The organism is Pseudomonas sp. GW823-FHT02C05, assembly GCF_058797595.1.
Map to the genome: position 1 here is coordinate 316,895 of NZ_JBXAJU010000007.1, position 25,912 is coordinate 342,806.

General features: G+C 63.0%; 21 protein-coding genes and 2 tRNA genes. 8 read left to right on the forward strand and 15 right to left on the reverse strand.

What is annotated here, in order from left to right:
* Positions 1 to 98: 98 nt before the first annotated feature.
* The 6 genes from AC1RGE_RS31595 to AC1RGE_RS31620 form a co-directional block, all read right to left on the reverse strand.
* Positions 99 to 2,288, reverse strand: coding sequence for a glycosyltransferase (locus tag AC1RGE_RS31595; protein ID WP_492585693.1), 2,190 nt, complete (start codon positions 2,286 to 2,288; stop codon positions 99 to 101).
* Positions 2,281 to 2,973: a 2OG-Fe(II) oxygenase family protein gene (locus tag AC1RGE_RS31600; protein ID WP_053150206.1), complete on the reverse strand. Its 693-nt coding sequence runs from the start codon at positions 2,971 to 2,973 to the stop codon at positions 2,281 to 2,283. Before AC1RGE_RS31600 ends, AC1RGE_RS31595 begins: the two co-directional genes overlap by 8 nt.
* Positions 2,974 to 2,978: 5 nt before the next feature.
* Positions 2,979 to 4,355 carry a polysaccharide pyruvyl transferase family protein gene (locus AC1RGE_RS31605; RefSeq protein WP_492585695.1) on the reverse strand — a complete coding sequence of 459 codons (1,377 nt, stop codon included), beginning with the start codon at positions 4,353 to 4,355 and terminating at the stop codon, positions 2,979 to 2,981.
* A complete protein-coding gene (locus AC1RGE_RS31610) occupies positions 4,352 to 5,626 on the reverse strand; it encodes an ABC transporter ATP-binding protein (RefSeq protein ID WP_011060350.1) in 1,275 nt (424 codons plus the stop codon). Before AC1RGE_RS31610 ends, AC1RGE_RS31605 begins: the two co-directional genes overlap by 4 nt.
* Entirely contained in the window at positions 5,616 to 6,431 is an 816-nt protein-coding gene (locus AC1RGE_RS31615; RefSeq protein ID WP_019094064.1) for an ABC transporter permease, read from the reverse strand. The genes AC1RGE_RS31610 and AC1RGE_RS31615 overlap by 11 nt, the downstream gene beginning before the upstream one ends.
* A 282-nt stretch (positions 6,432 to 6,713) precedes the next feature.
* Positions 6,714 to 7,364, reverse strand: a complete 651-nt coding sequence (locus AC1RGE_RS31620) for an FMN-dependent NADH-azoreductase (protein ID WP_258611681.1) — start codon at positions 7,362 to 7,364, stop codon at positions 6,714 to 6,716.
* 97 nt (positions 7,365 to 7,461) lie between these two features.
* Between AC1RGE_RS31620 and AC1RGE_RS31625 the strand changes: the two genes are divergently transcribed.
* Complete coding sequence (locus AC1RGE_RS31625) at positions 7,462 to 8,322, forward strand: LysR family transcriptional regulator (RefSeq protein ID WP_015634881.1); 861 nt, start codon at positions 7,462 to 7,464, stop codon at positions 8,320 to 8,322.
* A gap of 185 nt (positions 8,323 to 8,507) precedes the next feature.
* Positions 8,508 to 10,079, forward strand: coding sequence for a sensor domain-containing diguanylate cyclase (locus AC1RGE_RS31630; RefSeq protein ID WP_011060354.1), 1,572 nt, complete (start codon positions 8,508 to 8,510; stop codon positions 10,077 to 10,079).
* A 3-nt stretch (positions 10,080 to 10,082) separates the two neighbouring features.
* Here AC1RGE_RS31630 and AC1RGE_RS31635 read toward each other — a convergent pair whose 3' ends face one another.
* Both AC1RGE_RS31635 and AC1RGE_RS31640 read right to left on the reverse strand, forming a co-directional pair.
* Entirely contained in the window at positions 10,083 to 10,604 is a 522-nt protein-coding gene (locus tag AC1RGE_RS31635; protein ID WP_011060355.1) for a GNAT family N-acetyltransferase, read from the reverse strand.
* A gap of 35 nt (positions 10,605 to 10,639) precedes the next feature.
* Positions 10,640 to 11,215 carry a GNAT family N-acetyltransferase gene (locus tag AC1RGE_RS31640; RefSeq protein ID WP_011060356.1) on the reverse strand — a complete coding sequence of 192 codons (576 nt, stop codon included), beginning with the start codon at positions 11,213 to 11,215 and terminating at the stop codon, positions 10,640 to 10,642.
* 202 nt (positions 11,216 to 11,417) lie between these two features.
* Between AC1RGE_RS31640 and AC1RGE_RS31645 the strand changes: the two genes are divergently transcribed.
* Positions 11,418 to 12,242, forward strand: coding sequence for an arylamine N-acetyltransferase family protein (locus AC1RGE_RS31645; RefSeq protein ID WP_258611683.1), 825 nt, complete (start codon positions 11,418 to 11,420; stop codon positions 12,240 to 12,242).
* A gap of 468 nt (positions 12,243 to 12,710) precedes the next feature.
* On the forward strand, positions 12,711 to 14,252 hold the full coding sequence (locus tag AC1RGE_RS31650) for a nucleobase:cation symporter-2 family protein (RefSeq protein ID WP_011060358.1): 1,542 nt from the start codon (positions 12,711 to 12,713) through the stop codon (positions 14,250 to 14,252).
* A 63-nt stretch (positions 14,253 to 14,315) separates the two neighbouring features.
* Here AC1RGE_RS31650 and AC1RGE_RS31655 read toward each other — a convergent pair whose 3' ends face one another.
* The 3 genes from AC1RGE_RS31655 to AC1RGE_RS31665 form a co-directional block, all read right to left on the reverse strand.
* The gene (locus AC1RGE_RS31655; protein WP_041752088.1) at positions 14,316 to 14,903 is read right to left on the reverse strand and encodes an SH3 domain-containing protein; all 588 of its coding nucleotides are present in this window, start codon (positions 14,901 to 14,903) and stop codon (positions 14,316 to 14,318) included.
* A gap of 93 nt (positions 14,904 to 14,996) precedes the next feature.
* Complete coding sequence (locus AC1RGE_RS31660) at positions 14,997 to 16,154, reverse strand: MFS transporter (RefSeq protein WP_077934993.1); 1,158 nt, start codon at positions 16,152 to 16,154, stop codon at positions 14,997 to 14,999.
* Between the two features lie 524 nt (positions 16,155 to 16,678).
* Positions 16,679 to 16,754, reverse strand: a tRNA-Asn gene (locus AC1RGE_RS31665).
* A 270-nt stretch (positions 16,755 to 17,024) separates the two neighbouring features.
* Between AC1RGE_RS31665 and AC1RGE_RS31670 the strand changes: the two genes are divergently transcribed.
* Positions 17,025 to 17,258: a hypothetical protein gene (locus AC1RGE_RS31670; protein ID WP_103289775.1), complete on the forward strand. Its 234-nt coding sequence runs from the start codon at positions 17,025 to 17,027 to the stop codon at positions 17,256 to 17,258.
* A 6-nt stretch (positions 17,259 to 17,264) separates the two neighbouring features.
* Here AC1RGE_RS31670 and AC1RGE_RS31675 read toward each other — a convergent pair whose 3' ends face one another.
* Both AC1RGE_RS31675 and AC1RGE_RS31680 read right to left on the reverse strand, forming a co-directional pair.
* Positions 17,265 to 17,462 carry a hypothetical protein gene (locus AC1RGE_RS31675; protein WP_011060362.1) on the reverse strand — a complete coding sequence of 66 codons (198 nt, stop codon included), beginning with the start codon at positions 17,460 to 17,462 and terminating at the stop codon, positions 17,265 to 17,267.
* Between the two features lie 131 nt (positions 17,463 to 17,593).
* On the reverse strand, positions 17,594 to 18,790 hold the full coding sequence (locus tag AC1RGE_RS31680) for an amino acid aminotransferase (protein ID WP_015634888.1): 1,197 nt from the start codon (positions 18,788 to 18,790) through the stop codon (positions 17,594 to 17,596).
* 337 nt (positions 18,791 to 19,127) lie between these two features.
* Between AC1RGE_RS31680 and uvrB the strand changes: the two genes are divergently transcribed.
* The gene (uvrB, locus tag AC1RGE_RS31685; RefSeq protein WP_011060364.1) at positions 19,128 to 21,143 is read left to right on the forward strand and encodes an excinuclease ABC subunit UvrB; all 2,016 of its coding nucleotides are present in this window, start codon (positions 19,128 to 19,130) and stop codon (positions 21,141 to 21,143) included.
* 112 nt (positions 21,144 to 21,255) lie between these two features.
* On the opposite strand, the gene AC1RGE_RS31690 is transcribed toward uvrB, so the two are convergent.
* Together AC1RGE_RS31690 and AC1RGE_RS31695 are read right to left on the reverse strand one after the other, a co-directional pair.
* Positions 21,256 to 22,806: an MDR family MFS transporter gene (locus AC1RGE_RS31690; protein ID WP_492585697.1), complete on the reverse strand. Its 1,551-nt coding sequence runs from the start codon at positions 22,804 to 22,806 to the stop codon at positions 21,256 to 21,258.
* Complete coding sequence (locus tag AC1RGE_RS31695; RefSeq protein ID WP_041752090.1) at positions 22,796 to 23,842, reverse strand: HlyD family secretion protein; 1,047 nt, start codon at positions 23,840 to 23,842, stop codon at positions 22,796 to 22,798. The genes AC1RGE_RS31690 and AC1RGE_RS31695 overlap by 11 nt, the downstream gene beginning before the upstream one ends.
* A gap of 232 nt (positions 23,843 to 24,074) precedes the next feature.
* Here AC1RGE_RS31695 and gltX point away from each other — a divergent pair, with 232 nt between their 5' ends.
* The gene (gene gltX / locus AC1RGE_RS31700) at positions 24,075 to 25,556 is read left to right on the forward strand and encodes a glutamate--tRNA ligase (protein ID WP_041117010.1); all 1,482 of its coding nucleotides are present in this window, start codon (positions 24,075 to 24,077) and stop codon (positions 25,554 to 25,556) included.
* 279 nt (positions 25,557 to 25,835) lie between these two features.
* Positions 25,836 to 25,911 (forward strand) — tRNA-Ala (locus tag AC1RGE_RS31705).
* Position 25,912: the final 1 nt, after the last annotated feature.

Below are 25,912 nucleotides of genomic sequence, written 5' to 3' on the forward strand. Positions count from 1 at the left end.
CGGAGGAACAGGGGCTGCGACTGCCCGACCACTGAGCTGTTGAATTATTTTTTTCAGCACGTTCGGCATCTTCCTTGTGGGTGTATCGGGCTGCCGATTCAGTCGGTGAGCTTCATTTCCGTGGCGTCGGCGTTCGCTCTGCGGCGTACTTGGCGATGGGGTTGCCAGGGCCCCCACTTGCTTTCGAAGTAGGCCTGGTTCTTGTCCCATAACCGCTGGTATTCGCCGCTGGCGATAAGGGCCTTGAACGAGGCCTGGCCGTAGTGGTGGATGTAGCTGTCCTCGGCGCATACGGTGCGCAAGCCGGCGGCCTGGACTCGCCGGCTGTAGTCGTCGTCTTCGAACATGCCGATGCCAAAGGCTTCATCCAGCCAGCCCACCTGATCCAGCACTTCGCGGCGCATCGCTACGCAAAACATGGCCAGCATCGGGATGTCGAAGCAGCGCCCGCGGTACTGGCTGGCGCGCCGGTCGGCGAAGTTCTCCATGTCGTCGAGGTCCTGGTAGTCGATGCTGACCCGGGCCTCGTTGCCCACCGCATTGGTGGTCGGCCCCACCAACCCCACCTCCGGGTCGTCGAGGTGGCGCAGCAGGGGCGCGAGCCAGCCCTTGGGCACCACGGTGTCGTTGTTGAGCAGGACCAGGTAGTGGCCCTGCGCAAGGCGCAGGCCCTGGTTGTTGGCGGCGGCGAAACCCAGGTTCTGTTCGTTGAGCACGATGCTCACATTGGGTTCGCTGCGGGCCAGGTAGCGCAGGTAGTTGCGTGTGGAATCCCGCGAGGCGTTGTCGACGATGATCAGTTGCAGGTTCGGGTAGGCGCAATTGCGCAGCAGGCTGTCGATGCAGCCGCGGGTCAGCGGCACATTGTTGTAGGTGACGATGATTACCGAGACCTTCGGAAACAGTTCGACCAGCGCATCGCGCGTGTCTTCGAAGCGTTTCCGCCAATCGTTTTCCCTGGCCAGTGCCAGCCGTTGGTCCCAGCGCTGCAGATCGGTTTCCCCGAGGGCTCTTTCGATCTGCGTGACAAAGGCAGACGGCCCGTCGGCGAAATACAGGTAAGGCTCGTAGATCTGCATCTCCAGCAGCGGCACTGCGACCACGGGTTTGCCGGCGCTGATGAACTCGTAGAACTTCACCGGATCCACCGCGTGGGTCACGTTGTAGAGGCGAAAAGGAATGATGCAGACATCGAAGTGGTACAGGTATTGCGGCATCTGCGAGTAAGGCTTGCGGCCCAGCAGGTGCACATTGGGCAAGCGGTCGAGGCCGGCCAGGTCACGGACGAACACATCGCCAATGAGCACCAGATTCCACTCTGGTCGTTGCCGGGCGATGGCCGCCACCAGCTCAAAATCGACCCATTCGGCCAGGGCACCATAGAAGCCGATGATCGGGCCTTGAAGCTCCTCCAGCAGAGTATTGGGTGTACAGCATCGGGCAAAGAAGTCGAAGTCCACCCCGTTTCTAACCAACTGGCAGCGACGGCTGGTACTGGCCCATTTGTCGTACAGCACGGAGGCGGTGACGGTTACCAGATCAGCCTGTTCCACCAGTACCTGTTCCTGGTCCAGCAAGGGCTGACCGATGTTCGGGAAGTCCTGCCATTCGTCCATGCAGTCGTATTGCACGGGCCAGCCGTATGCCTTGCGCAGGTGCAGGGCCAGGCGCGTCCAATAGGGCAGGTGAACCACCGACACCGCCGTCTTGATCCGGTAGTCGCTCACCAGGGCCTGCAACGCCTCTGCATTGGCGCGCAGGTTGCCTTCGGTGATGCAGGTGGCGTAATAGTCCTGCCGTGCATGCCCGCGCAGGGTGACTTCGAAGACCCCGGGAGCGACTGGGTGCGCCGTATAGGGCCGCTCTGCCGCGGGTAGCGGCGAAAGGATAATGTAGAACACCCGATAACCCTGGATAGCGAACTGCGTCATCAGTTGCTGTGGTCGCTGGAACCTGGCGGACCAGTCGATATTGGCAAAGCACAGCAGGTCAAAATGCTGAGCAGCAGAGCCGGGTGCTGAGTCCTCCACGATATCTGGCTCCAAGGGGATGGAAGCTGGCAGAGGCTGGACGAGAGAGGGCAGGTGAGTCGGGTACTCGCTCTCGTCGTTGATCACCCCGTGCCGCAGCAGCTGCATCAGCATGCGCAGGGGGCGGGTCAGGCGCCAGGAACGCGAGCGCCGCATATGTTCGATATGCGCCAGGGCGGCATCGCGCTGAAGGATGGCCTGTGCGTGCTCGAGCCGCAGCAGGGTCGACTCCTGGTCCTGCGAGTGGGACTTAGTCATGAGCGGGCTCATAGTTGTGCAGTGGGCTCTGGTCGCCACTTGGCCACATTGAGCTGAGGGAGCCGGGCCGATAGAAGGTCACGGTCATGCTGCGCCGTGAAGTCCGGCAATTGGCTACCACCTGCGTCACCGCATGCCAGGAGTTCTCGGCGCGTACCAGTACTGCCGATGTGCCCACCAGGGGCGGGATCACCGCGACCACATCCGTGGGGTCGGCAGAGCCCAGGATATTCAGGCAGCCACCGTCCTCGATGTTCCAGGAATCGTTGAAGTACAGGATATGGGTCACCAGCTTGTCGCCCAGGTCCGGGTGCGGGCCGAGGCAGGCCTGCGGCCCGTAGTGGAAGACATTGACCTCCATGGGAGCGTTTCTGAGGTCCATGTCGGTGAGCGTCGACAGCGCCAGGCGATAGTCCGGTGCGGTCAACTCGCTGGCCAGCCTGCGCCAGGCCGGGCTCAGGTGCTGCTCGTGGATAATGCGCCCGGTGCCCATTTCCACCAGTTGCCGCGCCTGGTACTCGTAGTCCTTTTCTCCGCCATAGCCGGACACCGTCTTGAAGGAGTCACGGGGATAGGTCGCTACCAGGGCCGCGGCGTCCGCGGGCGAATACAGTTCGGTGATCCGCCCCCAGCGAAAGGGCTGAGTGTGCAAGGGGGCTCTGGTCAGCATTGGCAGATTCAGCATCGTATTCATCTTCCCAATAAATGTTGCAGGCGGCGCCGCAGGGAGCGTAACGGCGCGGTGAGGCGGTAAGAGTTGGAGCGATGGATTCGACCCAGCTCGGCATCGACCCGACTGGTGAGTTCCGTTTGGTGGCGGCGTAGTAGCGTCAACTGCTGTACCTGGATTTTCAGCGCATCCAGTTCGGCCTGTTTGTTCAGGATTGCCTCGCGACAGTCCGGGTGGGGGGCCTCCAGCAGGCCGGGCAGGGCCTGCCAGAAGCGGTTCAGCGCCTGGCTGGTGGAGCGCGGGCCCTGGGCGATCAGTTCGGCTACCCGGTCCCAATGGCGCTGCACTTGTTCTTGCGCGGCGATCACCTCGGGGCAGGGCCCCGTTTCGCTCAGGTGTTGCAGGAACCACTGGGGATCGATGGGCTGTTCGGCGGGCAGGGGGCGGATCCCGCGGTATGCGCGCAAGGCGGTGTACTTGCCCTGGTTCAGGTTGGCCGAACAGAAGGCCGGTACGCCGAAGGCCAGGGCGGTGATCGCCAGGTGATAGCTGTGGCCGATGACGCCCTGGGCCTGGGCCAGGATCTCCGCCAGTAGCAGTGGCTCTGGCCAGGCCGGCAGGCGCACGGCCCGTGGCAGGTCGGCCCCGAGAATCGACTCATGGTCCCCGAGCACCGGGCCGATGGGCAACAGCAGCAGCTGCCACTGGCTGAACAGCGCGTTGTGGGTTTTCCATAGCTGGAGAAAGCTCTCCAGGCCGGCAATCGCATGCACCACCAGATAGGGCCCGGTCAGGCCGGCCTGGGCACAGAGTTGGCGATAGGCCGCCGAGGGTTGCTGCCGGTCGATCAGGCTGGGCAGGCCAAAGGCGGTATCCGGCAGTACCTCGACCTGGGCCTGCTCGCTCAGCGCGGACAGGGTGTTTGCAGACAGGGCATCGCGCACCCGGACGTGGGGGCTTTGCTCCAGGGTCAGCCTGACCAGCGGGGCCGCCCAGGATGGAATCGGGTTGCAGTGCATGCCGGGGGCGTTCCAGACCAGCGGCACATTGTGTTGCAGGGCCATCAGCGCAGGCGACAGCCAGTACCCGGTGGGGTGGTGGATCTGCGGGTCGGGCGGGTAGTAGTCGGCAGCGATGACCTTGTCGAAGCGAATGATGAAGCCGCCGCCGATCAGCACTGCGTCCAGGCTATCGATGAGCTGGGGCAGTTCACTGACCGAGGTGACGGGGTAGGGCCATTGCGGCGTGCTGCGCGAGTGATAGGAGAACGCGTGCAGGCGCACCTTGCCCAGGCGCGCCTGCAATGCTGCTTCGGCAATGAGGGGGAACAGCAGGTCGCCGTAGTTGGCTACATCGAAGGTACCGAAGATCGCGACTTGCCATTGCTTGTCGCTCATGAACGCTCCTCGACTGCCAGGAGCTGCTGCGATGGGCGGGTGACAGGTTCGATGTGCAAGTCGACGATTCCCAGGAAGTGCTTGTTGCCCGGCAAGGTGTCGAACGCCAGGAGGGCCACCTGTTTTTCAATCAGGTGGGAGGTTTCTTCCGTTTCGCCATTCATCAGCTTGAGCGTGATGTGGTAGCGCCCGGCCGCCAGGTTGGCGGCGAATCGCAGGCACACCGAGGCGCTGCGCCAGCCTTGCCGGGACTCGCCGCATTGCAGGGCGACGTTGACCCCGCTGACCACCAGCAGCCGGGCTTCCTGGATGGTCAGGCTGATGTTGGGGCGGGCAATGGCGTCGCTGACCTGGGCATCGATGGCGATTTCGATCATGTCGCCGTGGGCAAAGCTTGAGTACAGCGCCCCGGTATTGCTGAACACGGCTGAGGTGATCCGCCCTTCAGGGGTGCCGAAGGCCATGCCGTGCTTCGGGTTGAGCGGTGTCTTGGCGCTGACCTGGACGGCGCCCGCGCTGGCCCAGCGGCGCTGTTCGTCACGCATGTCCAGCAGGTACAGCTCGGCCATCGCCTCCGGTGCACCGCTGGCGCGGATTTCGCCGTCGCGCAGGTAGAGGGCACGGTTGCAGAAACGCTTGACCATGCTCATGTCATGGGACACGAACAGCAGGGTCGTGCCTTGTCGGGTCAGGCGCTCCAGGCGTTCCAGGCACTTGAACTGGAAGGAAGCATCGCCGACGGCCAGGGCTTCGTCGACGATCAGGATATCCGGCTCCACGCACACCGAAACGGCAAAGGCCAGGCGCACCAGCATGCCGCTGGAATAGGTCCTGGTGGGCTGGTCGATGAATTCGCCGATGTTGGCGAAGGCGGTGATTTCGTCGAAACGCGCCTCGATCTCCGCGCGTTTGAGGCCCAATACCGCACCGTTGAGGTAGACGTTCTCGCGGCCGCTGAACTCTGGATTGAACCCCGAGCCCAGCTCCAGCAGGGCGGCGATCCGCCCATGGCTGGTCACGCTGCCCGTGGAGGCGGTGCTGGTGCGGCAGATCAGTTGCAGCAGGGTCGACTTGCCGCTGCCGTTGCGGCCGATGATGCCCAGGGTTTCGCCCTTGCGCACTTCCAGCGCAACGTCCTTCAAGGCCCAGAACTCGCGATAGCGCTGCTTGCCGCGGGGCAGCAGCAGTTGCAGCAGGCGGTCGCGGGGCTGGTCGTAGATCGGGTAGCACTTGCCCAGGCCCTGGGCCTTGATCGCCAGTTCAGAGCACATCGGCGAACCCCGGGCGGGTTTTTTCGAACCACGCCCATCCCAGGAAGGCCACGCCGAGCGCGACGCTCAGCTCTATCAGCCACAGGCCGAGATCGGGCACCACGCCCCAGATCAGCACGTCGCGGGAGGACTCGATCACCAGGGTCAAGGGGTTCAGGTAGAGCCAGTGCCGGTAGGCCTCGGGCAGGGCGCTCAGCGGATAGAACACCGCCGACATCAGCAGCAGGGCCGACATCAGTACACCGATGACCTGGCTAACATCCCGCAGGTAGACCCCCAGGGAGGCGAGGACCCAGGACAGCCCGAGGGTGAACAGCACCAGGGGCAGCAGCACCAGGGGAAACAACAGAGCGGTGGGCGGCGGCAGGCCGAAGGCCAGGAGGTGGAACAGCAGCCAGACGGCAAAGCTCACCAGCGTGTGGAACAGCACCGCCCCGAGCATCACGCAGGGCAGCATGTCCAGGGGGAACACCACCTTCTTCACATAGTTGACGTGGCTCAGGATCAGCCCGGGGGCTCGGGTGAGGCATTCGGAGAACAGGTTGAAGACCATCATCCCGGTGAACACCAGCAGGGCGAACTGGGTGTTCGAGTCGTTGTCGGTTCCCCAACGCACCTTGAACACCACGCTGAACACGAAGGTGTACACCAGCAACATGAGCAAGGGGTTGAGAAAGGACCAGAGCAGGCCGGCGATCGAGCCGCGGTAGCGGCCTATCACTTCGCGTTCGATCAGTGCCCGCAGCAGTTCGCGATGACGCCAGGGCCTGAAGGTGAAACGCTGCAGCGTGGTACTTCCGGTCAACTCCCGCTCCTTGGGGCCAGCTTCCAGCACCACCCCATGCTCGACAAGGGCATGGGTGAACGGGTGGTGATTCGAAGCGAAGGATTTTGTGAATTGTTTATAGACCCGAAATGCAGGAAGTGAAGGTGTCGTTACAGCTTTTTTTGATGAGCGGCGGGCGCAGCCGGATAAGTGGCAAGACACCCGCGAGGGTAATGCTCACTGCGGATGCCTGGGCTCGGCGGTAAAGAGCAGGGTGGGCCAGGCGGGCAGGCTCCTGCGCGGCGCCGGCCCGGGTATGGTTCAGTACTGGCGGGCCGCCAGTTGCTGCGCCAGGGCCTGTGCCTGCTCGGCGGCCGCCTGTCGCGAGGCCTGGTCGATGTCCGGGCCGAGGATGGTCTTTTCCACGATCAGCGAGTGCTGGTTGGCAATCCCGATGAAATTCAGCCAGGCCTCTATATAGGGCTTCTGGAAATCGAATGCCGGTGCTGGTGTGCTGGAGCGGGAAGAAAAGTCCAGGCCCCGGGCGTAGGCCGCCACCGCCGTCTTGTTGCGCAGCAGGCCTTGCAGGCCGTTCTCGGGGTCGAAGCTGAAGAGGATGCCCTGGTGGGAAACCAGGTCGATGAAGTGCTTGAGCTTGTAGGGAATGCTGAAATTCCACAGGGGGATGGAAAGCACCAGCAGGTCGGCCTGGTGCAGCGGCTCTGCCAGCGCCTGGAGCCGCGCCCAGGCCCGCTGTTCGGCATTGCCCAGGGGCTGGCCGGCCAGTTGTGCATATTTGGCGTCCATGGCTGTCTGATCGAGTTCCGGCAAATCGAGGCTCCACAGGTCCAGGGTGGTGACCTCGGTGTCCGGCCGTTGCTGTCTGTAGCTCTGGATGAAGCTGTGGGCGATTTCCAGGGAGGCGGAGCGGCGCAGGCGGGGCGAGCATTGAATGTGCAGGAGCCGGGTCATGGATGAATCTCTTGGGGTTGGGATGACCGTCATTGCAACATAGCTTGTTTTTAAATATAAATTGTCGATTCAAGCCTTATTGATTTCATTATGAAATATGTTCGATGCCCTGCTATTGCGCACCTTTGTTGCTGTTGTCGATGAACAAGGGTTCAGCCGTGCGGCCCTCAAGCTACACCTGACCCAGTCCGCGGTCAGCGGCCACCTGCGGCGCCTGGAACAGCAGGTCGGCAAGCCGCTGCTCCAGCGCACCACCCGCTCGCAGCAGCTGACCGCCGATGGCGAACGGTTGATGGCCTATGCCCGGGCGATCCTGGCGTTGAATCGCGACGCCTGGACCGAACTGACCCGGGTGCCGTTCCACGGGCGCGTGGGGGTGGGCCTGTCCGAGGATTTTGCCGACCCCCGGCTGCTGCGTGCGCTGCAGGATTTTGCCGGGCGCTACCCAGGTATCCGGCTCGATGTGCAGGTTGGCATTCCCGGTACGCTGCTGGATCTGCTGGCCCAGGGCAATTTGCAATTGGTGGTGGGCTCGCTGTGTGAAACTGCCGAGCCTGGCCGCCTGCTCTGGTCCGAACCGCTGGTCTGGGCCGGGCTGGTGCAACCTGCCGGGCTCTTGCCCGACCCCTTGCCCCTGGCGCTGTTTCCCGAGCCTTGCCCCTACCGGGCCGCGGCCCTGGGCCGGCTGGCCCAGGCCGGCATTGCCCAGCGCACGGTTATGCTTTGCAGCAGCAATTGGGCCCTGCGCGCCGCCGTGCTGTCCGGGTTCGCCATAGCACCCATGGCGGCCAGCCAGTTGGGGGCAGGGCTGTGTGCCCTGGGGGAGGAATACGGTTTGCCACCGTTGCCGGATGCGCAGTACCGTCTGTTCACCGCGCCCGAAGCGGACCAGACTGTGCTGGCGGCGCTGTCCGAGGTGTTTGTCGAATATTGCTCGAGCCGTCGATCGGCGCTTTAAGCATTGCTCGTGGTGGCCGATAACCCCAGGGTGGAGCCGGGTCGTTCAAGGTTGCTGCCTGATCTCCCGGCCCGGGTCAGCGGCCAGAAAACCTATACTGTGCAGGGCGCTGGCCGTTCAGCCAGTCTCGAAAACAACCAGGGACCCGCCCTGTAGCCCAGGCCACTCCCGTCAGGACGACCCTTTTGCCTGTTCCCATCTACGATCCTCATCATCCCCCTGGTGGAACCCTGAAGCGCTTGCCGCTGCTCAAGGCCGCGGTGGCCTTCATCGCAACCGTGTTTCTGTGCCTGTGCGGGCTGTTGTACCTGCAACTGGAACAATCCTGGCGTCACGACCTGATGCAGGCGGAAGTCAATTCCACCAACCTGACCCGGGCCATCGCCCAGCAGGCCGAAGACACGTTCATGGAAGCCGACCTGGTGCTGATGAGCCTGTCCGAGTGGATCCAGGCCCTGGGCGATGGCCCTGAACAGCAGCCCCGCTTGCAGGGCATATTCGCCCGGCGGGTGCAGGCCCTGACCCAGCTCAGCGGGGTATTTCTCTATGACCGGGACGGTCAGTGGGTGGTCAGTTCCTTTGGTGATTCGCCCCATGGCAACGATGTGGCAGACCGCGACTACTTTCGTTTCCATCAGCAGAATGCTTCGTTGCTGGCTCACATCAGCCCGGCCATCCGCAGCCGGGCCAATGGCGAATGGATCATTCCCATCTCGCGGCGGCTCAACGATAGCCAGGGGAATTTCCAGGGGGTGCTGATGGCAGGCATCAAGCTGGCGTATTTCGATCAGTTCTTCACCAGTTTCAATATCGACGAGCAGGGTGCCATGTTCCTTGCCCTGTCCGACGGCACGCTGATTGCGCGGCGGCCGTTCGAAGAGCGGCAGATCGGTGCTTCCCTGGCCCGCGGCGAGATCTTCAGCAAGTACTTGCCCGAGGCCACCACCGGCAACGCCATGATCACCTCGATTGTTGATGGGGTGACGCGCCTGTACGGCTATCGGCAGTTGCAGGCCTATCCCCTGGTGGTGGCCGCGGCCAACTCCAAGGACTCGGTGCTCAAGGGCTGGTATGCCTCGGCCTACCAGTCCACGGCCATCGTCGCCCTGGTGCTGCTGGGGGTCGGCCTGTTCGGCTGGGTCTTCGTGCAGCAGGTGCGCAACAACGAGCGGATCGAGGCAGATCTGCGCGAGGCCCAGGAGGCCCTGGAGGTGATCGCCACCCATGACAGCCTCACCGGCCTGGCCAACCGCCGCTTGTTCGAGCGCGCCCTGACCGTGGAGTTTGGCCGTGGTGCGCGGCAACGCAGCCCGTTGAGCCTGGTCATGGTCGATATCGACTATTTCAAGCGCTACAACGATACCTACGGGCATGTGGCGGGCGATCACTGCCTGACCGAGGTGGCCCAGGCGCTCAAGGGCTGCTGCCAGCGCAAGGCTGACCTGGCCGTGCGCTATGGTGGCGAAGAGTTTGCGGTGTTGCTGCCCGACACCGACATTCATGGCGCGCTGGCCATGGCCGAGCAGATTCGCCGCAGTGTCATGCAGCGCAACATCGCCCATTCCGGCTCACCGGTGGGCTGCGTGACGGTCAGCCTGGGCTGCTACGCCTTCGTGCCGACGGGCCGCGACAGCATCGAGATGTTTATCGAAAGGGCCGACGCGGCCCTGTATCAAGCCAAGGCCACGGGCCGCAATCGGGCCATGGCGCTGGCGGCGGACCATGTGGGGGAGCCGTTGCAGCGCTCCGATCGCTGACGGCTACCAGCGCTTGCAGAACACCTGGTTGGCGTAGGCGTTGCCGCCAAACTCGTAGGCGGTGCTACCGGCGCAGACGTAGCCCTGGGCCTGATAGAAGGCCTGCGCCCTGTGGTTCTGTGCCCAGACGGCGAGCCACAGGCAGGGCCTGTCGCTGGCTTGCAGCCGTTCTTCCACCTGTTGCAGCAGCGCCTGGCCAACGCCTTGCCGATGGGCATGGCGCTGCACGTACAGGCGCACCAACTCCATCCCATCGGCCAGGCCGGCAAGCGGCGGCCGGGTGTTGCCGGCGATTTCCGCGAAGCCCAGCAGGTGCCCGTTACGCTCGGCCAGCAACAGGCTTCTGTGGGGATCCTCAAGGCGCTGGCGGAACTGTTCCGGGGCGTAGACGCTCAGGGCTTCCTCGGCCAGGTCGCTGCGCATGCCGTCGGTGGCATAGGTGTCGAGAAAGACCTGGGTGGCCAGGCCACTGATGCACAGCGCGTCCTCGCGCTGGGCTGGGCGTAGGGTGAAATCGACGGGCATGGCTACATCCTTGTGGGGCTTGTAAGGGTGAGGCCTCAGGCTTGGCTGAGGCGTTGTTGCAGACGCTGGCGCACGGCGGGCCACTCGTCGTCGATGATGCTGAAGCGCACGGAATTGCGCTTGCGTCCGTCGGGCATGATGCGCTCGTGCCGCACTATGCCTTCCTGTCGGGCGCCGAGGCGCAGGATCGCCGCGCGGGATGTGTGATTGATCTCGTCGGTCGTGAACTGCACCCGCACGCAGTTCATGTCGTCAAAGGCATGGCACAGCATCAGGTACTTGGCCTCGCTGTTGACGAAGCTGCGCTGCCAGCGGCTGGCGATCCAGGTGCTGCCGATCTCCAGCTTGCGGTTGTGCCGGTCGATCTTCCAGAAACGCGTGCAGCCGATGACTTCGCCCGTGCTCCTGAGCACGGTAGCGAACGGCAGTACGCTACCGGCATCACGGCCCTCGAGCGCCACGTCGAGGTAGCGTTCGACGGTGTCGGGGGAGGGCACTACGGTGAAAGGCAGGTTCCACAGCTCACCGTCCCGGGCGGCGTTGACCAGGGCGTCGGCATCACTGCGTTGCAACGGGCGCAGGATGATTCGCGGGCCTTCCAGTGAGTGCATGGCGCAGAGTTCTCCAGCGGGAGCGACGGGGCACTTATTACAGAGTTGCCCTCGGCGCTTGGCAAGAGCCAATCCGGGGCCAATGCGATAAAAAATATCAGCCGAATTGATTGTCCGGGCCTGCCGCTTCTGGCTTATACATAACGCCGACCTGCCGGGGCCTGTCGCGACCCTGGGCGACCCTCATTTCAAGGATTTGTGCATGAGCCAGCCGCACCTGATGAACTTCGACCTGTACCTGCAGCAACTGGGCTACCCACAGGCGCCAGCGCCGACCCTGGAAACCCTGCGGGAGCTGCAATGGCGCCATGTCTGTCGTTTTGCCTTCGAAAGCCTTTCGACCCTGTTGCGGGTTCCGGTACCCATCGACCTGGCCTCGGTGGAGCGCAAGATTCTCCACGAGGGGCGCGGCGGCTACTGCTATGAACTCAACCAGGCCTTCCTGGTGCTGTTGCAGCACCTGGGTTTCGATGCCCGGGGCATCACCGGGCGGGTGGTGATGGGGGCGCCGGAAGATGCGCTGACCGCTCGCAGCCACCGTCTGGCGCTGGTGCACCTGGAGGGCCAGCGCTACATCGTCGATGTCGGCTTTGGCGGCATGGTGCCCACCGCTCCCTTGCTGCTGGATACCGAGCAAGAACAGGCAACGCCCCACGAGCCGTACCGCATCACCTTGCGCGAAGGCAGCTACACCTTGCGCGCCAAGGTCATGGATGAATGGCGGGCGATGTACGTTTTTGACCTGCAACTGCAGGGCGATGTGGATTACGAGATGGGTAACTGGTACGTCTCGACCCACCCGGACTCTCCTTTCGTCGGCCAATTGAAGGTGGCGCTGATGGGGCCGGGAATACGCCGCACCTTGAACAATGGCAGCTACGCCCTGCATCGGATGGGGCAGCCCAGCGAGCGGCGGCAGATCACCGATGCAGGGGAACTGATGAGCCTGTTGCAGGACGAATTTGCCCTGCGCCTGCCGGCCCACCCCGAACTGCCGCGGGTTCTCGAGCAGTTGCTAGAGGCCTGATTTCACGACTTCCCCAACAGCGAGGCGGTGTCCGCGGTTCCGGTCGGTTGTCGACACGGCCGTCCAGGTGCAGTTGCCGCGTTTGCCGTCGCCGGCCCGGCCAACGGTAGGGCCGTGTTGCACCCAATGTGTACAAGATCCGGGTTCCGGCCAACGGATCGCACCCTACGAGCAGCAGATAAGCCGATCCGGCAACGGGATCGGCTTTTTTATCCTGTTTTTTCAACCAGTAGAGCAGCCCTCAAACCTTCGGTTGAAGAGCGGCGGATCGGCCCTGGGTTGGTTTCAACGAGGGCTCTGGGCCGCCTTTACAGGCCGGCACGGAGTCAATATCCGAGTGCCTTGCGCGCAATAGCCCGGGTTGATGGGTGGGGAAATTCAGAATGGAAAACTGTATACAATCCTATGGACAGTTGTCTTGGATGTTGCATACAGTGTGCCCATAACAAAAACAGGGAACCCCACACCATGAATACCCCCCAGGTTTCACAACAGCGGCCCGAAGACGAAAATTTGGGTGTTGGCGCCAACATGGCTTATGGCCTGCAACACGTGCTGACCATGTATGGCGGCATCGTTGCCGTGCCACTGATCGTCGGCCAGGCGGCTGGCCTGTCGCCTTCGGAGATCGGCTTGCTGATCGCCGCTTCGCTGTTCGCAGGAGGGCTGGCAACCTTGTTGCAGACCCTTGGCGTGCCGTTTTTCGGCTGCAAGCTGCCGTTGGTGCAAGGGGTGTCCTTCGCGGGCGTGTCGACCATGGTGGCGATTGTTACCAGCGGCGGCGAGGGCGGTTTCCAGTCGATTCTCGGTGCGGTGATCGTCGCCTCGCTGATCGGCCTGCTGATCACACCGGTATTCTCGCGGATCACCAAATTCTTTCCACCGCTGGTCACTGGCATCGTCATCACCACCATCGGCCTGACGCTGATGCCGGTGGCGGCGCGCTGGGCCATGGGTGGCAACAGCCGGGCCCCGGACTTCGGCAGCATGTCGAACATCGGCCTGGCGGCGGTGACCCTGGTGCTGGTGCTGCTGTTGAGCAAGATCGGCAGCGCGGCGATTTCCCGTCTGTCGATTCTCCTGGCCATGATCATCGGTACGGTGATCGCGCTGTTCCTGGGCATGGCGGACTTCTCCGGGGTCACCCAAGGGCCGATGTTCGGCCTGCCCACGCCATTTCACTTCGGCATGCCGACCTTTCATGTCGCGGCGATCCTGTCGATGTGCATCGTGGTCATGGTGACGCTGGTGGAAACCTCGGCGGACATCCTCGCCGTGGGTGAAATCATCCACACCAAGGTCGACTCCAAGCGCCTGGGCAACGGCCTGCGCGCCGACATGCTGTCGAGCATGATTGCGCCGATCTTCGGTTCCTTCACTCAGAGCGCCTTCGCCCAGAACGTCGGGCTGGTGGCGGTCACCGGCATCAAGAGCCGCTTCGTGGTGGCCACCGGCGGGCTGTTCCTGGTGATCCTCGGCCTGCTGCCGTTCATGGGGCGGGTGATTGCCGCGGTGCCGACTTCGGTGCTGGGCGGCGCCGGTATCGTGCTGTTCGGCACCGTGGCGGCCAGTGGCATCCGGACCCTGTCCCGGGTCGACTACCGCAACAACATGAACCTGATCATCGTTGCCACCTCCATCGGCTTCGGCATGATCCCGATTGCCGCGCCGAGCTTCTATGATCATTTCCCCAGCTGGTTCGCAACCATCTTCCACTCGGGCATCAGCTCCTCGGCGATCATGGCGATCCTCTTGAACCTGGCGTTCAACCACTTCACCGCGGGCAACTCCGACCAGCAGTCGGTGTTCGTCGCCGGCACCGAGCGCAGCCTGCGCTTCCAGGACGTTGCCGTACTGCGTGAGGGTGACTACTTCAGCGGCGGCAAGCTGCACGATGCCGAGGGCAATGAAGTGCCTCTGGTAGGAGAGGAGCCGGGCCACTCACCGAACCAGGCCGGCGATGGTTCGCAGCCGAGCCATGCGCGCGGCAGTGTCGAGGCCACTCACTGAAGTCGAGTACCGCGGCCATGAAAAAAACCGGCGCCCTCAGGGCGCCGTTTTTTTTGCAGTCGGTTATTCCAGGTTGTCCAGCGGCTTCAGGGCCTGTAGGGCGTCGGGGTTGTCCTGGTACTGCTGGCGCAAGCTGGCGAGCTGCTGATCATGGCCTGTGCAGACCTCATTCACGGCTTTCTCCAGGAAGACCCGGCGTTCCTCGTCGTAGGCCTCCTCGCCGGCAAAGTGCTCGCAGGCTTCGTGGCGCTGGATGAATGCAGCCACCTCATCGGGAAGCTCGGCGCCGCTTGCGCCATAGTGCTTGCCCAGCAACAGGCGTTTTTCCTCGACCCAGCCGGTGTAGTCCTCGCCGTCCTTGGCGATGTACATGACCTGGGCCCAGCCGTCTCCACTGGAGGCGTACACCGTCAGGCCATCACCGGGAATCACGTAGAGCTTCTTGTTCAGGCAGGTGGCATTCGGCCCGCTGTGAAAGTGCAGCCGCCCCTGGCCTATCACCTTGGCTTCGAGGGGCGGGCGATATTCGCCGGCTTCCAGGGAGACGTTGTCGCTGAGGGTGGCGCAGTCCACCGGGGCTTCGGCCAGGGCTGGCAGGGGCAACAGGGAAAGCAGGCCGTACAGGGGCAGGAGGCGCAGGAGTCGGTCCATCGCGAGGGGATCCATGAGGTGGGAGTGCGGATCGCGCGATGGTAATGACAAAGATGCGGCCTGTGAATGATCACGGGCCGCATCCGCGGTATTTCAGTCGGCAGCCTTGCTGAGTTGCCCCTGGCGTACCAGGGACAGGGCGAAGACCACTACCACTGCGGCGGCCGCCGCCAGGGTCAGGGGCAGCCCATAGCTGCCGCCGCTCATGGCCGCGCCGCTGAGCAAGGGGCCCAGCAGGCTGCCGATGCCCCAGAGCAGCCCGGCGCTGGCGTTGGCAGTCACCAGGTCGGCGCCGCTGAAGGACTGGCCGATCAGCACGATAGCCAGGGTATAGATGCCGCCGGCCACGGCGCCGAGGATGACCAGGCTCGGCCAGAGCAGGGTGGACGTTTGCATCAGCAGTGGCAGGGCAAGGCCGATCAGCAGGGCAATGATGCCGCAGCCCAGGTAGATCCCGGGGCGCCCGAGCTTGTCCGAAAGCCAGCCGAGGGGGAACTGGAACGCGGTGTCGCCCAACAGAATGATGGTCACCATCAAGGCCGCGAGCTTGATGCTGTAGCCATGGGTGGCGGCGTACACCGGAAACAGCGACAGCACCACGCTGTCGAAAAACGCGAAGAACAGGATGCCCACGCACAGCGCCGGCGCGATGCGGATAAAGCCCAGTACCGAAAAGGTGCGACTTTCGGCATGCAGCGGCTGCTGGTCTTCCAGGGGCAGGATCAGCCAGACCACTGCGATCGCCACCGCATAACCGACGCTGACGATGCCCAGCACGGCGGGCCCCTCGGTGCCCAATAGCGATACCAGGCCCGGGCCCAGGAGCTGGAAAAAGGTGAAGCAGGTGGTGTAGACCGCTACCAGGCGTCCGCGGGTGGCGTCTTCGGCCATTTCATTGACCCAGGTTTCCCCGAGAATGATGATCAGCCCCGCCCCCAGGCCCATGGCGACCCGCGCCAGGCCCAGGCTGTAGAGGCTGGCCCCGGGCAGTTCCAGGGCGGCCACGCTCAAGGCGCACAGGCTGAAACACAGCAGGTAGATCTGGCGCCGGGTCAGGCGTTGGCTCAGGGCATTGACCAGGAAGGCCGAGAGCATCATGCCTGCGGCGGGCAGCGCCGACATGATGCCGATCTGGTTGTTTGAGGCGCCGGCCTGATACAGGCGCAGGGCAAGGATTGGCACCGTGGAGCCGATGCTCAGGCCGACAATGGAGATGCCCAGGATCAGGGCGGCTAACAAGGCTTTGTTCATGATCAAGACCTGCGCCTGAAGCGTCAGGCGCCAAAAAAGACAGTTATTGCGGGCGCTGCAGGACATCGCAGGCCGACGTGCGGGCGATTGCCGGGCAGATGCCCTGGTGGAAGCAGAGGGGCTAGCGGGGTGGCGCCGGGTTCAATCGCGATCAGCGTGGGCCCGGGTGGGGGGAGAAGGTGAAGGCAAACAATACGCTACGGCGTCGACGGTTGATCGCACAGTCAAGTTGGGCAACAGCCAGGGTTGCCGAAGGGCTCATCGAGGGGGAAGGGCACGGTGACTGTGCGGGCAGGAACATCGCGGGGTCTGACTGCTTGGATAAAGAGGCGCACAGCCTACGTCAGGCCTTTGCGGCAATGCAACCGGGTTGGCGAAGGAGGATTCCAGGCGTGCATGAAGCGTCTATCCGCATGTCGGGATGACAGGCGGATCAATCATTTGCAAGGGGGATACTGCTTGAGCTGATTTGCCGCAGGAGCAGGGCGCTCTCATGAGGATCAAGGCAAATCAGTGTAGGAAGATGGCTCCACGACCTGGACTCGAACCAGGGACCCAGTGATTAACAGTCACTTGCTCTACCAACTGAGCTATCGCGGAATGCGCCGTATCTTACTGATTCAGAAAGGTAAGTCAACAAGTCGAGAAATATTTTTTCAGGGCGACGAGGATCTGAATGAAAGGCTGGCAGGACTTTGCGGGATTTATCGGTCTGCACGTCTCTGGCGCGTCCGATAGGGGCTACCATGGCGCCCCGGAAGTGGTTTCACGCGCTGCCGGCCTTCAGCCGCATAGGTACGCCTTTATGATCCGCTTCGATTTATCCCAGCATCCTTCTGTCTGTTTCGCGCTGTGCTGCGAGGTGCTGTCATGAGCATCGAGCAGATCAGCCTGCCCAAAGGGGTCGGCCCCCAGGCCGGCAAGTTGCTGGACGCCATCACCCAGGCCGGATCGGCGGTGGATTTGAACCGTGCCGGCGGCAAGGCCGAAGGTTTTGTCCTGGGGCTGGAGAGTGCCAAGGCCATCAAGAGCCAGGTGGCCGAGGCGCTGTACGTGGCGTTCGACGATGCCGCCAGCCAGCGCCTGGCTCAATTGCAGGGGTAGGGCGGTTCAGCCGCCGAAGGTCAGGGTGCCGAGCATCAGCTTGGCCATCAGCGAGGTTGCGGCCAGTTGCACCAGCCACAGGGCCAGTCCGCCAAGGAATACGCCCAGGGCAATTTGCAGCACCAGGCTCTTTTCGCGTTTCTGCGAGCGTGGCAGGTAATGCTCCAGTTCGTCGCGGTCGGCCCGCAGGTCATCGTTTTTCATCGGGATCTCGCTCAGCAAGGGGGGCATAGGCTCACAGTCTAGAGGCTGTGGGGGCGGGCAGGGCAATGACGTATCGCCAACGAAAAAGGGGAAGCCTGCCGGCTTCCCCTTTTCGTTGGCGCTGTCGTGAATCAGATCACTTGCAGGATGGCCTGGGTCACGACATGGATGTTGTTCTGGTTCAGCGCGGCAACGCAGATGCGGCCGGTGTCCAGGGCGTAGATGCCGAATTCGTTGCGCAGGCGGGTCACTTGCTCAACGGTCAGGCCGGAGTAGGAGAACATGCCGCGCTGGCGACCGACGAAGCTGAAGTCGTGCTCAGGGGCGCCTTTGGCCAGCAAGTCGACCATCTGGGTGCGCATGCCGCGAATCCGCAGGCGCATTTGCGCCAGTTCCTGCTCCCACTGGGCGCGCAGTTCCGGGCTGTTCAGCACGGCGGCGACGATGGTTGCACCGTGGGTCGGCGGGTTGGAGTAGTTGGTGCGGATCACGCGCTTGACCTGGGACAGCACGCGGGCGCTTTCTTCCTTGGAGCCGCTGACGATGGACAGGGCGCCAACGCGCTCGCCGTACAGCGAGAACGACTTGGAGAACGAGCTGGAAACGAAGAAGGTCAGGCCCGACTCGGCGAACAGGCGCACCGCCGCGGCGTCTTCGTCGATGCCGTCGCCAAAGCCCTGGTAGGCCATGTCGAGGAAGGGCACGAGGTTTTTCGCCTTGACCACCTCCAGGACGTCTTTCCAGTCCTGTGGGCTCAGGTCGACACCGGTCGGGTTGTGGCAGCAGGCGTGCAGCACCACGATCGACTGGGCCGGCAGGGCGTTCAGGTCTTCCAGCAGGCCAGCACGGTTCACGTCGTGGGTGGCAGCGTCGTAGTAGCGGTAGTTCTGCACCGGGAAGCCGGCGGTCTCAAACAGGGCGCGGTGGTTTTCCCAGCTCGGGTCGCTGATGGCGACCACGGCGTTGGGCAGCAACTGCTTGAGGAAGTCGGCACCGATCTTCAGGGCGCCAGTGCCGCCAACGGCCTGGGTGGTGACCACGCGGCCAGCGGCCAGCAGTGGCGAGTCGTTGCCGAACAGCAGCTTCTGTACCGCCTGGTCGTAGGCGGCAATGCCGTCGATCGGCAGGTAGCCACGGGAAGCATGTTGGGCGGCGCGAATCGTCTCGGCTTCGACAACGGCGCGCAGGAGCGGAATGCGTCCCTCCTCGTTGCAGTACACGCCCACCCCAAGGTTGACCTTATCGGTGCGGGTATCGGTGTTGAATGCTTCGTTGAGGCCCAGGATAGGATCGCGTGGTGCCATTTCGACAGCGGAGAACAGGCTCATTTTTACGGCGGCTCTGAATGGAGTGTGGAGGGACGTGTCGCGCTCCAGCCGAATGCACTAGAGCGGTGCACAAACGGGGAGCTAGTATAGAGGCCATCATCGCGTGGGGCGACAGGCTATTGACCTTTTGCGCCAAGTTTTTCGCTTTATTTTTCGACCGTTAGTCTTATTGCAATAACCAGGGTGTCAGCGGGTGTAGGACCTTTGCCTTGAAAGCTGTGGTAATCGGCTCCACATCAAGGATATTCCGGTTTTTTTCCTCGGCGACATGGGTCGTACGCGGTCTTTCCTGTTCCTGTACGGTATTGCCGCGCACGAATGATCCCAGAGGTACGTTATGTCTGAATTCCAGCTAGTCACCCGCTTCCAGCCCGCCGGCGACCAGCCGGAAGCCATTCGCCTGATGGTCGAAGGCATCGAGGCCGGGCTGGCCCACCAGACCCTGCTCGGTGTGACCGGTTCGGGCAAGACCTTCAGCATCGCCAACGTGATCGCCCAGGTGCAGCGCCCGACCCTGGTGCTGGCGCCGAACAAGACCCTGGCGGCGCAGCTGTATGGTGAGTTCAAGGCCTTCTTCCCGAACAACGCGGTGGAGTACTTCGTTTCCTACTACGACTACTACCAGCCCGAAGCCTATGTGCCGTCCTCCGACACCTTTATCGAGAAGGACGCCTCGATCAACGACCATATCGAGCAGATGCGCCTGTCCGCGACCAAGGCGCTGCTGGAGCGCAAGGACGCCATCATCGTCACCACGGTGTCGTGCATCTATGGCCTGGGCAGCCCGGAAACCTACCTGAAGATGGTCCTGCACGTCGATCGCGGGGACAAACTCGATCAGCGCGCCCTGCTGCGCCGCCTGGCGGACTTGCAGTACACCCGCAACGACATGGATTTCGCCCGCGCTACCTTCCGCGTGCGTGGCGATGTGATCGACATCTATCCGGCGGAGTCGGACCTGGAAGCGATCCGCATCGAGCTGTTCGATGACGAAGTGGAAAGCATCAGCGCCTTCGACCCCTTGACCGGTGAAGTGATCCGCAAACTGCCGCGCTTCACCTTCTACCCCAAGAGCCACTACGTGACCCCGCGGGAAACCCTGCTGGACGCCATCGAAGGGATCAAGGTGGAGTTGCAGGAGCGCCTGGAATACCTGCGTTCCAACAACAAGCTGGTGGAAGCCCAGCGCCTGGAGCAGCGCACCCGTTTCGATCTGGAGATGATCCTCGAACTGGGCTACTGCAACGGCATCGAGAACTACTCGCGCTACCTCTCGGGGCGTCCGGCTGGCGCGGCGCCACCTACCTTGTACGACTACCTGCCGGCGGATGCCTTGCTGGTGATCGACGAATCCCACGTCAGCGTGCCCCAGGTCGGCGCCATGTATAAGGGCGACCGCTCGCGCAAGGAGACCCTGGTTGAGTACGGCTTCCGCCTGCCATCGGCTCTGGATAACCGGCCAATGCGTTTTGACGAGTGGGAAGGGGTGAGCCCGCAGACCATCTTCGTTTCCGCCACTCCGGGCAACTATGAGGCCGAGCACGCCGGCCGCGTGGTGGAGCAGGTGGTGCGCCCCACCGGGCTGGTGGACCCGCAAGTGGAAGTGCGCCCGGCCCTGACCCAGGTGGACGACCTGCTGTCGGAAATCACCAAGCGTGTGGCCGTGGAAGAGCGGGTACTGGTGACCACCCTGACCAAGCGCATGGCCGAGGACCTTACCGATTACCTGGCCGACCATGGCGTGCGTGTGCGCTATCTGCACTCGGACATCGACACCGTGGAGCGGGTGGAGATCATCCGCGACCTGCGCCTGGGCACTTTCGATGTGCTGGTGGGGATCAACCTGCTGCGTGAGGGCCTGGACATGCCGGAAGTGTCCCTGGTGGCGATTCTCGATGCCGACAAGGAAGGCTTCCTGCGTTCCGAGCGTTCGCTGATCCAGACCATCGGCCGGGCCGCGCGTAACCTCAATGGCCGGGCGATTCTCTATGCCGACCGCATCACCGGCTCCATGGAGCGGGCGATTGGCGAGACCGAGCGCCGTCGCGACAAGCAGATCGCCTTCAACCTGGCCAATGGCATCACCCCCAAGGGTGTGGTCAAGGACGTTGCCGACATCATGGAAGGCGCCACCGTGCCCGGTTCGCGCAGCAAGAAACGCAAGGGCATGGCCAAGGCCGCGGAGGAAAACGCCCGCTACGAAAACGAACTGCGCTCGCCCAGCGAGATCACCAAGCGCATTCGCCAGCTCGAAGAGAAGATGTACCAACTGGCCCGCGACCTGGAGTTCGAAGCCGCGGCGCAGATGCGCGACGAAATCACCAAGCTGCGCGAGCGCTTGCTCACCGTCTAACGACGCTCGATCCCTCGTAGGAGCCGGCTTGCCGGCGAAGAGGCCCTCAAATCCTGTGCAAGGGTTGGGAGTCTATTCGCTGGCAAGCCAGCTCCTACAGGCAATTCGTGGGTCAGTGGGCTTCGCCGGCCTTGAGGCCCTTGGGCAGGGCCTTGGTCAGCAGGATCGCCAGCATGCTGATGCCCAGGGCAATGCCGACGAAATGGAAGGCGTCGTTGTAGGCCATGATCTGTGCCTGCTGGTGGGTGATTTCGCTGAGCTTGCCCAGGGCTGCGGTCTCGCTGCCGAACTTCTCGGTGAGGGTTGCCAGGCGTTCCGCCACCTGGGGATTGCTGGGCACAACGGCTTCGCGCAGGTAGTCGAAATAGGTCTTGGTTCGGGCATCCAGCAAGGTCGCCAGCAGGGCAATGCCGATGGCGCCACCGAGGTTGCGCAGGATGTTGAACAGGCTGGAGGCCGATCCCGCGTCCTGGGGCTGTATATAAGCCGTGGCGATCAGCGAGATGGTGACCATGATCAGCGGCTGGCCCAGGGCGCGAATGATCTGGATCTGGTTGAACTGCGGCCCGGCAAAGTCCGGGTTGAGCACCCCCGACGAAAAACTCGCCAGGCCGAACAGGCCAAAGCCCAGGGTGCACAGCCATTTCGGTGAAATGAACTGCATCAGCTTGGGTACCAGGGGAATCAGGAACAACTGCGGCACCCCCATCCACATGATCACTTCGCCGATCTGCAGCGCGTTGTAGTTCTGGAGCTGCGCCAGGTACAGCGGCAGCAGGTAGATCGAACCGTACAGGCCAACGCCCATGCCCAGGCTGGAGATACTCGACAGGCCGAAGTTGCGATTGCGCAGGATGCCCAGGTTGATCAGCGGGTTGGGCCTGGAGACCTGGACGATGACGAAGGTGACCAGGCTGATCAGGGCGATGCTGCCCAGGGTGACGATCAGGCTCGACTCCAGCCAGTCCTTGCGGTGGCCTTCCTCAAGAAATACCTGCAGGCAACCCAGGCCCAGGCCGAGGGTGAGAATGCCGGCGTAGTCGGTGCTTTTCAGCAGTTCCCAGTGAGCTTCCTTCTTTTCCAGGCCATACAGCAGGCCCGCGATCATCAGCAGGCCCGGCGGCACGTTGATATAGAAGATGTACTCCCAACCCCAGTTTTCCGTGAGCCAGCCGCCCAGGGTCGGGCCGATGGAGGGGGCGAAAGTGGCGGTCATGGCGAACATGGCCATGCCCTTGGCCCGGTGATGCTCGGGGAGCTTGATCAGGGTCAGGGTGAACGCCAGGGGGATCAGGGCGCCACCGGTAAAGCCCTGCAAGGCGCGGAACACGATCATGCTTTCCAGGCTCCAGGCCATGGAGCAGAGCAGGGAGGCAATAAGAAAGCCCACCGAGACCCAGACCGCCAGGCGCCGGGCCGAGAGCAGCTGCACCAGCCAGGCGGTGAGGGGGATCATGATGATCTCCGCCACCAGGTAGGAAGTGGAGATCCACGAGCCTTCCTCCAGGGTAGCGGACAGCGCGCCCTGGATGTCCTTGAGCGAGGAGTTGGTGATCTGGATGTCGAGCACCGCCATGAAGGCGCCGAGCATGGCACTCATCACCGCGATCCAGTCGCGCCGGGTGGGTTCGCCCACCGGACGCAGCAGTTGATCACCGGCCATCGACGGGGTCTTTGACGTTGACCTTCACGGTTACCGACATGCCGGGGCGGATCTTGCCCCGCAGGGGATTGTCGGCAGCGAAGGTCAGTTTCACCGGAATGCGCTGTACCACCTTGGTGAAGTTGCCGGTGGCATTGTCTGGCGGCAGCAGGCTGAATTGCGCGCCGGAGGCGGCGAACAGGCTGTCGACCCGGGCCTGGATCGGTGTATCGCCGTAGGCGTCGAAGGTCAGCTCGGCCTTTTGCCCTGGCTGCATGTGGCCAATCTGGGTTTCCTTGAAGTTGGCCTGGATCCAGATGTCCTGGTCCGGAACGATCGACAGCAGATAGGCGCCGGCCTGCACCACCTGGCCATTGCGTGCGGCGCGCTGGCCGATGAGGCCGCTGATGGGGGCGTGGATCTCGCTACGGGTCAGGTTCAGTCGTGCTTGCGCCAGGTCGGCCCGGGCGTTGGCGATCTGTGCATCGAGGCGCTTGATCTCGGCGTTCAGGGCATTGACTTGCTGGCGCTGGCCCTGCAAGTCGGCTTCGGCCTTGGCCACCTGGGAGCGGGCGATATGGTTGTCGGCGGAAAGGGTAGTGACCCGCTCCTCGGAGACGTAACCGGGCTTGCGCAGGGTCTGGGCCCGAGACAGGTCGATCTGCGAGCGGCCCAGGCTGGCCTGGCTCGACGCCACCTGAGCCTGGCCCGCGGCAATCAGGCTGGCTTGCTGGGTCAGCTTGCTCTGGGCCTGCAGGCGTTCGGCCTCGCGGGTATCCAGGGCGGCCTGGGCGCGGTCCACTGCCAGTTGGAAGTCCTGCCCTTCCAGGCGTACCAGCAACTGGCCCTGTTCCACATGCTGGTTGTCCTGCACCAGCACTTCTTCGATTCGCGCGCTCAGTTGGCTGGAGACCCGGGTGATCTCGCCCTGCACGTAGGCGTTGTCCGTGGTCTCGTAAAAGCGCCCGTGGAACCACCAGTGGGCAAGAAAACCCAGGGCAATCAACAGGACTAGGGACAGAAAGACAAACAGGCGACGCTTGAGTTGGGCTGGCATGGGCTGGCTGTATTCAATAAAAGTGTAAGGAGATCTATCAGCGGGCGAATCTGGCATATAGCCACTGGGCGGTAAATGCCATGGGCTGATTATTGGCCCTTCAACAGGCTGGCAGCGGCCTGGAGTCGCAACCTTGGCTTAAATGCCCTCCTCACTGGAGCGGGGCTGCCGTCGCCTGTTACCATTCGCCCCCTGTTTTATTCCTCGTTTTTCTTTCCTTTCGAGACATGCCATGACCACCGTCCGCACGCGCATCGCGCCATCGCCTACCGGGGATCCCCACGTAGGTACCGCCTACATCGCTTTGTTCAACTATTGCTTTGCCAAGCAGCATGGCGGTGAGTTCATCCTGCGTATCGAAGACACCGATCAGTTGCGTTCGACCCGGGAGTCCGAGCAGCAGATTTTCGACGCCTTGCGCTGGTTGGGCATCAACTGGAGCGAAGGCCCGGACGTTGGCGGCCCTCACGGCCCGTATCGCCAGAGCGAGCGTGGCGACATCTACCAGAAGTACGCTCAGCAACTGGTGGACCTGGGCCACGCCTTCCCGTGCTTCTGCACCGCCGAAGAGCTGGACCAGATGCGTGCCGAACAGATGGCCCGTGGCGAAACCCCGCGCTATGACGGCCGGGCCCTGCTGCTGTCCAAGGAAGAAGTGGCCCGGCGCCTGGCGGCCGGCGAGCCTCACGTGATCCGCATGAAAGTGCCTACCGAAGGCGTCTGCGTGGTGCCGGACATGCTGCGCGGCGATGTCGAGATCCCGTGGGATCGCATGGACATGCAAGTGCTGATGAAGACCGATGGCCTGCCGACCTACTTCCTGGCCAACGTGGTCGACGACCACCTGATGGGCATCACCCACGTGCTGCGCGGCGAAGAATGGCTGCCGTCGGCGCCCAAGCTGATCCTGCTCTACGAGTACTTCGGCTGGGAGCAGCCGCAGCTGTGCTACATGCCGCTGCTGCGCAACCCGGACAAGAGCAAGCTGTCCAAGCGCAAGAACCCGACCTCGGTAACCTTCTACGAGCGCATGGGCTTCATGCCGGAAGCCATGCTCAACTACCTGGGCCGCATGGGCTGGTCGATGCCGGACGAGCGCGAGAAGTTCTCGCTGCAGGAAATGGTCGACAATTTCGACCTGACGCGGGTGTCCCTGGGGGGGCCGATCTTCGATATCGAGAAGCTGTCCTGGCTCAACGGCCAGTGGCTGCGTGACCTGCCGGTGCAGGAGTTCGCCAGCCGGGTGCAGACCTGGGCGCTGAACCCCGATTACATGATGAAGATCGCACCGCACGTACAGGGCCGGGTCGAGACCTTCAGCCAGATCGCACCGCTGGCCGGCTTCTTCTTCGCCGGTGGCGTGAACCCGGATGCCAAGCTTTTCGAGTCCAAGAAGCTGTCCGGCGATCAGGTGCGTCAGTTGATGCAATTGATCCTGTGGAAGCTCGAAAGCCTGCGTCAGTGGGAGAAAGACAGCATCACCGCGACCATCCAGGCGGTGGTTGAGTCTCTGGAGCTGAAACTGCGCGATGCCATGCCGCTGATGTTTGCCGCCATTACTGGCCAGGCCAGTTCGGTGTCGGTGCTCGATGCCATGGAAATCCTCGGTCCGGACCTGACCCGGTTCCGTCTGCGCCAGGCCATCGATCTGCTGGGTGGTGTGTCGAAGAAAGAAAACAAGGAATGGGAAAAACTCCTCGGCGCCATCGCCTGAGGCGTTTTTGCCCAAAGGCAGCCGACAGGGACGGGGAGCTTTTCGACTACGCTTGAAACTCAAGCGCCAGGCGGGTTGATTGCGGCTTCTGGTGGTTCTTTGAGGCTTGTGGCGAGTGTTTTGTGCGACTCGCCGCAGGCGCAGAGGGCCGCAAAACCCCGGGTTTTCCGGGCGGGGCGGTAAGTGATTGTTATCCCGGCAAATTTTTTTTCAAAAAACGGAAAAAAAATTGACAGCCTTCCGATCGCCCCTTAAGATTCGCCCCGTCCTCAGCGATGAGGGGCTATAGCTCAGCTGGGAGAGCGCTTGCATGGCATGCAAGAGGTCGACGGTTCGATCCCGTCTAGCTCCACCAA

What these genes read in the sequence shown, in the direction of transcription:
- AC1RGE_RS31675 (WP_011060362.1), bottom strand. Translation starts at nt 17,462, where the DNA reads ATGAAAAACGATGACCTGCGGGCCGACCGCGACGAACTGGAGCATTAC.
- AC1RGE_RS31695 (WP_041752090.1), bottom strand. Translation starts at nt 23,842, where the DNA reads ATGCCAGCCCAACTCAAGCGTCGCCTGTTTGTCTTTCTGTCCCTAGTC.
- AC1RGE_RS31620 (WP_258611681.1), bottom strand. Translation starts at nt 7,364, where the DNA reads ATGACCCGGCTCCTGCACATTCAATGCTCGCCCCGCCTGCGCCGCTCC.
- AC1RGE_RS31625 (WP_015634881.1), top strand. Translation starts at nt 7,462, where the DNA reads ATGTTCGATGCCCTGCTATTGCGCACCTTTGTTGCTGTTGTCGATGAA.
- AC1RGE_RS31645 (WP_258611683.1), top strand. Translation starts at nt 11,418, where the DNA reads ATGAGCCAGCCGCACCTGATGAACTTCGACCTGTACCTGCAGCAACTG.
- AC1RGE_RS31670 (WP_103289775.1), top strand. Translation starts at nt 17,025, where the DNA reads ATGAGCATCGAGCAGATCAGCCTGCCCAAAGGGGTCGGCCCCCAGGCC.
- AC1RGE_RS31680 (WP_015634888.1), bottom strand. Translation starts at nt 18,790, where the DNA reads ATGAGCCTGTTCTCCGCTGTCGAAATGGCACCACGCGATCCTATCCTG.
- AC1RGE_RS31660 (WP_077934993.1), bottom strand. Translation starts at nt 16,154, where the DNA reads ATGAACAAAGCCTTGTTAGCCGCCCTGATCCTGGGCATCTCCATTGTC.
- uvrB (WP_011060364.1), top strand. Translation starts at nt 19,128, where the DNA reads ATGTCTGAATTCCAGCTAGTCACCCGCTTCCAGCCCGCCGGCGACCAG.
- AC1RGE_RS31635 (WP_011060355.1), bottom strand. Translation starts at nt 10,604, where the DNA reads ATGCCCGTCGATTTCACCCTACGCCCAGCCCAGCGCGAGGACGCGCTG.
- AC1RGE_RS31640 (WP_011060356.1), bottom strand. Translation starts at nt 11,215, where the DNA reads ATGCACTCACTGGAAGGCCCGCGAATCATCCTGCGCCCGTTGCAACGC.
- AC1RGE_RS31595 (WP_492585693.1), bottom strand. Translation starts at nt 2,288, where the DNA reads ATGACTAAGTCCCACTCGCAGGACCAGGAGTCGACCCTGCTGCGGCTC.
- AC1RGE_RS31600 (WP_053150206.1), bottom strand. Translation starts at nt 2,973, where the DNA reads ATGCTGAATCTGCCAATGCTGACCAGAGCCCCCTTGCACACTCAGCCC.
- AC1RGE_RS31650 (WP_011060358.1), top strand. Translation starts at nt 12,711, where the DNA reads ATGAATACCCCCCAGGTTTCACAACAGCGGCCCGAAGACGAAAATTTG.
- AC1RGE_RS31655 (WP_041752088.1), bottom strand. Translation starts at nt 14,903, where the DNA reads ATGGACCGACTCCTGCGCCTCCTGCCCCTGTACGGCCTGCTTTCCCTG.
- AC1RGE_RS31610 (WP_011060350.1), bottom strand. Translation starts at nt 5,626, where the DNA reads ATGTGCTCTGAACTGGCGATCAAGGCCCAGGGCCTGGGCAAGTGCTAC.
- AC1RGE_RS31690 (WP_492585697.1), bottom strand. Translation starts at nt 22,806, where the DNA reads ATGGCCGGTGATCAACTGCTGCGTCCGGTGGGCGAACCCACCCGGCGC.
- AC1RGE_RS31605 (WP_492585695.1), bottom strand. Translation starts at nt 4,355, where the DNA reads ATGAGCGACAAGCAATGGCAAGTCGCGATCTTCGGTACCTTCGATGTA.
- gltX (WP_041117010.1), top strand. Translation starts at nt 24,075, where the DNA reads ATGACCACCGTCCGCACGCGCATCGCGCCATCGCCTACCGGGGATCCC.